At 52.1% G+C, this 7,400-nt stretch carries 7 protein-coding genes; 2 read left to right on the top strand and 5 right to left on the bottom strand.

Annotated features, from left to right (window positions below):
- Nucleotides 1-263: 263 nt before the first annotated feature.
- Nucleotides 264-812, top strand: a complete 549-nt coding sequence (locus ACKTSG_RS13050) for a hypothetical protein (protein WP_407895368.1) — start codon at nt 264-266, stop codon at nt 810-812.
- Nucleotides 813-873: 61 nt separating this feature from the next.
- Here the strand turns inward: ACKTSG_RS13050 and ACKTSG_RS13045 are convergent, their stop codons facing one another.
- The 4 genes from ACKTSG_RS13045 to ACKTSG_RS13030 are packed head-to-tail and all read right to left on the bottom strand — an operon-like array spanning nt 874 to nt 6,083.
- Nucleotides 874-1,707, bottom strand: coding sequence for a carbohydrate ABC transporter permease (locus tag ACKTSG_RS13045; protein WP_054719172.1), 834 nt, complete (start codon nt 1,705-1,707; stop codon nt 874-876).
- A gap of 10 nt (nt 1,708-1,717) precedes the next feature.
- Nucleotides 1,718-2,593, bottom strand: a complete 876-nt coding sequence (locus ACKTSG_RS13040) for a carbohydrate ABC transporter permease (protein ID WP_027828239.1) — start codon at nt 2,591-2,593, stop codon at nt 1,718-1,720.
- Nucleotides 2,594-2,609: 16 nt separating this feature from the next.
- The gene (locus tag ACKTSG_RS13035) at nt 2,610-3,872 is read right to left on the bottom strand and encodes an extracellular solute-binding protein (RefSeq protein WP_056993410.1); all 1,263 of its coding nucleotides are present in this window, start codon (nt 3,870-3,872) and stop codon (nt 2,610-2,612) included.
- Nucleotides 3,873-3,887: 15 nt separating this feature from the next.
- Nucleotides 3,888-6,083: an alpha-galactosidase gene (locus ACKTSG_RS13030; protein WP_407895365.1), complete on the bottom strand. Its 2,196-nt coding sequence runs from the start codon at nt 6,081-6,083 to the stop codon at nt 3,888-3,890.
- Nucleotides 6,084-6,225: 142 nt separating this feature from the next.
- Here ACKTSG_RS13030 and ACKTSG_RS13025 point away from each other — a divergent pair, with 142 nt between their 5' ends.
- The gene (locus tag ACKTSG_RS13025) at nt 6,226-7,050 is read left to right on the top strand and encodes an AraC family transcriptional regulator (RefSeq protein ID WP_407895363.1); all 825 of its coding nucleotides are present in this window, start codon (nt 6,226-6,228) and stop codon (nt 7,048-7,050) included.
- A 119-nt stretch (nt 7,051-7,169) separates the two neighbouring features.
- Here the strand turns inward: ACKTSG_RS13025 and ACKTSG_RS13020 are convergent.
- Nucleotides 7,170-7,400 (bottom strand): DDE-type integrase/transposase/recombinase (locus ACKTSG_RS13020; protein WP_407895362.1); only part of this gene is annotated, 231 nt, incomplete at its 5' end.

Below are 7,400 nucleotides of genomic sequence, written 5' to 3'. Positions count from 1 at the left end.
TTAGAGCTAAGTGGGGTACTTAAACCGGCACCAAAGGATTCAAATGACAATTGAAGCGGGCTGTGACGATAGACCATACGATAACCTCCGAGTAGGTTCCCAAAAAATGCAAGGAAAATGCAGGAAAGCAGCTAATTCCAATGGATTTATTATACCGCAATAATGCATATATTAGCTTAACTGCCTGAATTATAGAATTTTTAAGCAGTCACTATGTACTAAGTGTCACACAGATCGAAACCATAGAGCCGGCGGCCCTCTTTATGCGCTATTTGAGCAAAAAAAGACAATACCACCGCTTAAAAATGCCACATATTATGAATATGTTGCGTAATCGATTGCTTACCGCTTTTCCTGAGGCGCATTTCACCTATGGCTACATCACAACGGTTCAGCGAAAAAAGTTGGGTTTGGCAAAAGCACATTATCGCGATGCTGTAGCAATCAGTGGAATTCAACAAATTATTGAAGAGCCAAACTCAGTTGTGATGTTTGATCAGTTTCGGACGAAAAAACGATCATTGCATGAAGCAACGGCACGCAGGGGGCGAAAGCAAAAGAACGCTACTCAAAAACGAGTGAAAAAGAATACGAAGAAAGTAAAAGGTTGGTGCTTGAACGATTATGTTCGAATCAGTGATGGACGTTGCGGGTTCATCACCGGGTTTAGTGGTCTCTGGATGGCTCATATTAGGGATCGTCAGGGTGGTTTGGTTAAAAAGCTCGTGAGTCTGACTAAGCTTGCCTTTCTTCATCACACAGGAACTTGGAGGTGTACAACTTTACCAACAGATGTCTATGACATGCAATAAAGGTCGGGAGACAGAAAAAGTACGCCTCGTATTGAGACGTACTTTACTGTCGTGAAATGGTTTACTTTACTGCTCCGTTACTCATCCCAGCAATAATGTTCTTCTGGAAGATGACATAGACAATCGTGATGGTAATGATCCCAACGACGTACGATGCGAAACTGGGTCCGTAATCGTTGAAAAATTGGCCTTGATAGTTATATTGAAAAAGCGGCAACGTCCACATCTTAGAGTCCTTGTTCAAAATCAACAACGGCAGCATGAAGTCGTTCCAGAACCACAACGCGTTCATAATCAGCGTTGTCGCGTGCATCGGTTTCAGCATCGGGAAGACGATCTTGAAATAGGTCGTGATCTTGCTGGCACCGTCAATTTCGGCGGCTTCATCCAGACTCTCGGGCACGCCCATCTTAATGAACCCCACGTAGAGGAACAATGTCTGCGGTACCGCGTAAGTTAGGTACAGCAGCATTAACCCCCACATGTTGGCCAAGCCCAGCTTGCTCATCATGACGGTAATGGGAATCATGATGACTTGGAAGGGCACGAAGATCCCGAGAATCAGGAAGCTGTACATCAGGCTGAACGCTCGTTTCTTCGAAATGTTCCGGGCAATGGAGTAGGCAGCCATGGGCACGAAGAACATGACCAGCAGAACGGAGATGACGGTGATCACCGTGGAGTTCCAGAAGTAACCGCCAATGCCGTCGGCCAACAGCCGCCGGTAGTTATCCAGTGTACCGGGATTGGGGAAGGAGAAGAAATTCCCCATGATGTCCTTCGTGGTCTTGAAGGAACTGAAGACGGTGACCAGCAGCGGGATCAGAATGAGGATGCCGCCGACGGTTAACAGGATATATTTGCCAATGTTGCGTGTTTTCTTTTCTGTTTGCATGACGATCCTCCTAATCGATCTGGAACTTCTGGGATACCTTGATCTGAATTAGCGAAATGATGGCGATCAAGATGAACAGCACCAGGGCAATGGCGTTGGCGTAGCCGTACTGGTTGTTCTTAAAGGCGTAGTTGTAAACCAGCAGGCCCAAGGACGTGGTGGCGTCGCTGGGACCGCCGGACGTCAAGGCGAAAATCTGATCGAAGGCCGTCAGCCCGCCTTTTAGCGCCATGATGAAGACGATGGAGATACTCGGCAGCAGGTAGGGCAGTTCGATCTTCCAGAATATCGTAGTGTCGTTGGCCCCGTCAATACGGGCGGCTTCCTTGATTTCTTCGGGAATGCTCTGCAACCCGGCTAAGAAAATAACGATGGGCATGGCCACCCCTTGCCAGATCATGACGAAGACCACGGCCACGATGGCGCCGCCAGCGGTGCCCAGCAAACTGGTTTCCAGCGCTTTGATACCAAAGAACGAGCCGATTGCCGGCAAGCCGTAGTTGAAAATCTGCTTGAAAATCAAGGAGACAGTCAGCCCGGACAGGACGGCCGGGAAGAAGAACCAGGCCCGGAAGAACGTTTGGCCGTGGAACTTGGCGTTTAGGACCCGGGCAAACAGAATGCCCAAACCGATTTCGCCAATGATCATGGCCAGCGTCAAGATGATGGTGAAACCAATGGCCTTCATGAACTTCGGGTCGGTGGCGAGGATCTTGTAGTTATTGAAACCGACTAGGTGGAAGTTATACGTCAGCCCGGTCCAGTCGGTAAAACTGTAGAACGCCCCCTGAATCAGCGGCACATAGAAGAAAATGAGCTGCAATAGGACGGGGACGATCAGAAACAACCAACCCCAATATTTACTGATAAATTTCTGTAAACGCATGTTGTTTTCCCCCTCCTTAATTGCTGGCCTTCATCGGATTGAAGAAGGCGTTCAACGCGTGCACCAAATCCGACTTGCTGCCGTTCAACAGGTAGTTGGTGGTCAGTGTGAAGAAATCATTCTCACTGGTCCAATCCTGGGCCATCCAAACGAATTGATGCTTGGTAAAGGCGTATTTGGTGATGCCGCCCAGCGGCGAATTGATGCCCGCCTGCTTGACACCGATGACAGAACATGGCGACCCATCAACATCATAATATTTCTGCATCGCTTGGGGCGTAGTCATGTAGGCCACGAACTTTTCAGCCGCGGCTTTGTGTTTGGAACTGGATGAAATGGACAGGGCCAAGTCGCCGGAACCCACGGTGAGGCTTTCACCCTTTTCTTTACCCGGGAAGGCAAAGGTGCCGACCTTAAACTTGGGTTTCTGCTGCTGAATAACCGGATAGGCCCAGGAGCCGTTGGGCATGATCAGGGCATCGCCCTTGGTGAAGGCCACGACGGCGTCGTTGTAGCTGGCCCCGCGCCAGTTATTCTGAGCGGCGTTGTTCTTGTGCAGCAGATCAAGCCGGTTGAAATCCTGCTGCATGACCGGGTTGCTGGCTTTGATGCCGTTGACCGGACTGAACCGCAGAACTTGATTGGCTTTCTTCGCACTGCCGGCAACGGTGGCCAGGGCCAACTGATGATAACCGTTCAGTGTCCAGCCTTCAGTCCCGGCGAGAGCAAAGGGCGTCTTACCTTGCTCACGAATCTGTTTAACGAGGGCTTCGAATTCAGCCCAAGTTTCTGGGACTTTCAGCCCCATTTTGGCAAAGGCGGTTTTGTTGTAAAAGAACCCGTACACGTTGGCAGTCAGCGGTGCGTTATAGACCTTGCCGTTAATGGCGAATTGCTGGGCGTAATTGTTTTTGATGTTCTTTAAGTAAGGGGCCTTCGTCATATCTTCGAAATAGCCGGCTTTCGCCCATTCCCGGTAATCGATGTTTTGCGGATAGATGTTAATGACATCGGGCACATCACCAGCAAGCACCCGGGTCTTCAATACATCGCCCGGGTTAGGGACGTTCGTGACTTTGACCTTGATCTTCGGATTCTTCTTCTCGAAGTCCGTCACAATTTGCTGCAAGGTCGTGGACATTTCCTTCTTCTGGTTGAAGAACTCGATGGTGGTTGTCCCGTTACTGCTGTTCTGGTTGCTGCCGCAAGCGCTAAGCAGCAAGGTGGTACTGGCGGCTAACAGGCTGATGCCGAGGATCTTTGTCAACCAATGCTTCATAATCTCCCACTCCTCTTAATTGATCGCTTTGAAATGATACTGGTGTGTCGTGAAGTCCTGCCGCTGCAAGGGCTGATATAACCCCATGTGCATCAGCTCGTCGCCGCCATAAACGGTGTGGGTGGCAGTGTCTTCATACTGCTTTACCGGATCCAGTCCGGCCATTTTCACGATATGGAACGCCGGCTGGCCGTTGTTCAGCAGTTGGAACGTAAACAGCAGCGCTTCGTTCTGGTCGGCAGAAACAAACATCCAGGCATAATCATTGCCGCTTTCCAGCCGGAGAAAATGGCCGAATTGGATCAGCGGGCGGATCTGCTTGTACACGGCGACTTGGGCCGCGACTTGTTTCTGTTCTGTTTTCGTCAGCTTGGTGAGGTCCAGTTCGTACCCGAACACAGCACTCATCGCCACGTTGCCCCGCGTCGCCAGCGACGTGCTGCGGCCAGTCTGTTCGTTTGGACTGACCGACACGTGCGCGGTGAAGGTGTTGGGCGGGTAGACCAGAGACGTACCATATTGGATGCCTAAGCGTGAAATGGCATCGGTGTTGTCGCTGGTCCAGGATTGCGGCATGTAGTAAGCAAAGCCAGTATCAATCCGGCCGCCGCCACCGGAACAACCTTCCCACAATACGTCAGGGTACTTGGTGGTCATTTCTTCCAGCAACGCGTAGAGCCCCAGTGTATAGCGGTGGAGCACTTCTCCTTGACGGGCAGCCGGCAAAGCGTGGGAATAGATGTCGCTCAGATGCCGGTTCATGTCCCACTTGATGTAGTCGATGTAACCCTGATCAAGCAAGTCAGAAAGCTGGCCGGCAATATTGGCGCGTACATCCTCCCTACTTAAATCTAGCACATATTGGAAGCGGCTCGGCGATGGTGCTCGTCCTGGTACCGCTAACAAATAATCAGGGTGGGCGCGATAGAGGTCAGAATCCTTGGAAATCATCTCTGGTTCGACCCAAAGACCGAATTTCAGACCTTGGTTATGTACGTAATCGGCGAAATGCTTCAAGCCCAGCGGGAACTTGTGACTGTCCACGACCCAGTCGCCCAGAGAGGTGGTGTCATCGTCCCGGTGGCCAAACCAGCCGTCATCCAAGACAAACATTTCGATGCCCAGTTTCTTGGCGGCATCCACGATAGGCCGCAATTTTGCTTCATTAAAATCGAAGTAGGTGGCCTCCCAGTTATTGACGAGGATCGGCCGTTCCTGGTCGCGGTAGCGGCCGCGGACCACGCGTTCCCGAATCAGGCGGTGGTAAGTCTGGCTCATGGCGTTCAGCCCTTGGTGGGAATAAACGAGGAGGGCTTCCGGCGTCTGGAATTCAGCGCCGCCGGCCAGTTTCCAGGTGAAACCAGCGGGATTGATACCGGCGACGACTCGGACTTGATCGATTTGATCTTTCTCTACCGTGAGGGCGTGGTTGCCGGAATAAACTAAGTCGATGCCATATACATCGCCGTGGAATTCATCAGCATCCGGGGCGGTGAGGGCGATGAAGTTGTTCATTTGGTGGCTGGTGGTGCCGCGGGTGCTGGCAAACTGTTTGATTCCGTAACCAACGACTTCTTTCTGGAGATGACGTTCGTTGGCGTGGGCGCCGGGGAGCGATAGCACGCGGTAGTCGCCGGCGGGGAAGTCGAGTTGGACCGACGCAGCCTGTTCCAAAGTGACGGCGGGCTGATCAGCCGGATTACGGAAGCACACGGAGCGGGCAATGACCGCCCGGTCGCGGTAAATGGTGTAGTACAGGTCAGCCTGTAAGCGGCTAGGCTGGTCCACAACGGTCACGATCAAGGTAGCCGCTTCATCGGGTGATTCCACATAAGCGGCAGGCAGACCGGGCAGTTTGGGTTTGCCCGGGACGATTCGGTGACTCGCATAGATAAAACGACTGGCTTGGGCACCATCGGCCTGACAAATCACGAAGGCTGGAATGCGAAAGTCTGCTTCGCCGCGACTGCTGATTTCTTGGGGCAGAGTGTCTAACGAAAAGCCGCGTTCCGGATCGGCCACCGGCAAGTTGCCGGCGAAGCCGCGATCCTTGCGGGGGTAGTGCCGTTCACCGTGGTAACCGGCGACCGCTTGGCCAAAGTACAAGTGGCCGAGCACACCGCCGTCTTCGATGGCGAATATGTAGCTGATCTGCTGGTTATGCAAATGGAATACCTGCGTTTTTGCGTCAAATGCAATCAAGTCTGCCATGAAAAATCCTCCTGTTTCGTGAAACCGTTTTCTACACTGCTTAGTGTACGGATTATGCGCAGTGAAAAACATGGCGGTGCCGGCCTATTCCATGGCATAATGATAAGTGAACATTTTGACAGATATATTAGGAGGAAGCCGAATGGAGTTTAAATACAAGCGGGTCGATATTGAACATGTAGACTGTAACGTTGTTTTTTATGGTCGAGAGCAGACCCGCCCTAACTATGCGTTCGGGGGAAACAACGTGCGGGACAGCTACGTACTCCATTACATTGTTTCCGGGAAGGGCCGGTTCGCCAGTGCCGGCCACAAATCCGTGGCGCTGGGAGCGGGGGATTGCTTTTTGCTGCCGCAATCTGTACCCTGCTTTTACCAGGCCGATGGGGAAGACCCGTGGGCCTACGAATGGATTGGGCTGACCGGCATGCATTTGGGGGAGTTGTTCGACCGCAGCGGATTAGCGGATAAGTATTGGCTCCGGCACGTTGACGGCAGTGCCTTCCAGGAGCAGTTCGCGGCGTTGTTTCAGGGCCTGCACAGCGGGCGGGCGGCAACTTTGGCCAATGAGCTGCAGGTCCAGAGCCAGCTGTACGCAATGTTTTATACCCTGTTAACGGAATTTCCGGGGAAAGGGGCGCAGGAACGGGTCGGCGCCACCGCCACAATGAACCAGGCCGTCGCTTTTATGCGCCAGAATTACCCGCGGCGCTGCAATGTCACCGACGTCTGCACCGCACTGCATGTGTCCCGGACCTATCTGTACACTCTTTTTCGCCGGTTTGTCGGGATGAGTCCGCAGCAATATTTAACCCAGATGCGGATGGACGAGGCGAAACAGCTCTTGCGCACGACTGATAATGCGGTGGATGAGGTGGCCGCTCGGGTGGGTTACAAGGATGCGTTTACATTCTCGAAAGCGTTCAAGCGGGCGGTGGGAGCGAGCCCACGGAAATATCGGCAGTAATCTGAACACGCCTTGAAGCGGACTGATTTTGCTGCTGTTTCCTGAAAAAATATAAAAGGCTCTGGTGCAAATAGTCTGAGAGTGTGCCTTTTACCTAGTTGTTGATAGGGTGTTGTAGGTTATGCTGGCACCATCGCTTTTAATTCGTCTACGGCTGAAAACCCGATGAGGCTTAGCTCTCGTCGGGTTTTCTTGCGTAATGCATGGATGACTTCAATGCCGTTGAGTGTTGCACTAGCGGTTCGGATGCTTTGGAAACTTGCTGACCGCACCCGGTGTCGTTTAATGAATCGATGATCTTGTTCGATTAAATTGTTTCGATACTTGGAACATTGGTGTGCTGATTTGCT

The organism is Lacticaseibacillus salsurae, from assembly GCF_045862175.1.
Classification (GTDB): domain Bacteria; phylum Bacillota; class Bacilli; order Lactobacillales; family Lactobacillaceae; genus Lacticaseibacillus; species Lacticaseibacillus salsurae.
This window is presented reverse-complemented; position numbering and strand designations above follow the sequence as displayed.

Bases quoted from the DNA above. Each gene is read 5' to 3' on its own strand.
- ACKTSG_RS13025 (WP_407895363.1), top strand. From the start codon at position 6,226: ATGGAGTTTAAATACAAGCGGGTCGATATTGAACATGTAGACTGTAAC.
- ACKTSG_RS13045 (WP_054719172.1), bottom strand. From the start codon at position 1,707: ATGCAAACAGAAAAGAAAACACGCAACATTGGCAAATATATCCTGTTA.
- ACKTSG_RS13050 (WP_407895368.1), top strand. From the start codon at position 264: ATGCGCTATTTGAGCAAAAAAAGACAATACCACCGCTTAAAAATGCCA.
- ACKTSG_RS13030 (WP_407895365.1), bottom strand. From the start codon at position 6,083: ATGGCAGACTTGATTGCATTTGACGCAAAAACGCAGGTATTCCATTTG.
- ACKTSG_RS13035 (WP_056993410.1), bottom strand. From the start codon at position 3,872: ATGAAGCATTGGTTGACAAAGATCCTCGGCATCAGCCTGTTAGCCGCC.
- ACKTSG_RS13040 (WP_027828239.1), bottom strand. From the start codon at position 2,593: ATGCGTTTACAGAAATTTATCAGTAAATATTGGGGTTGGTTGTTTCTG.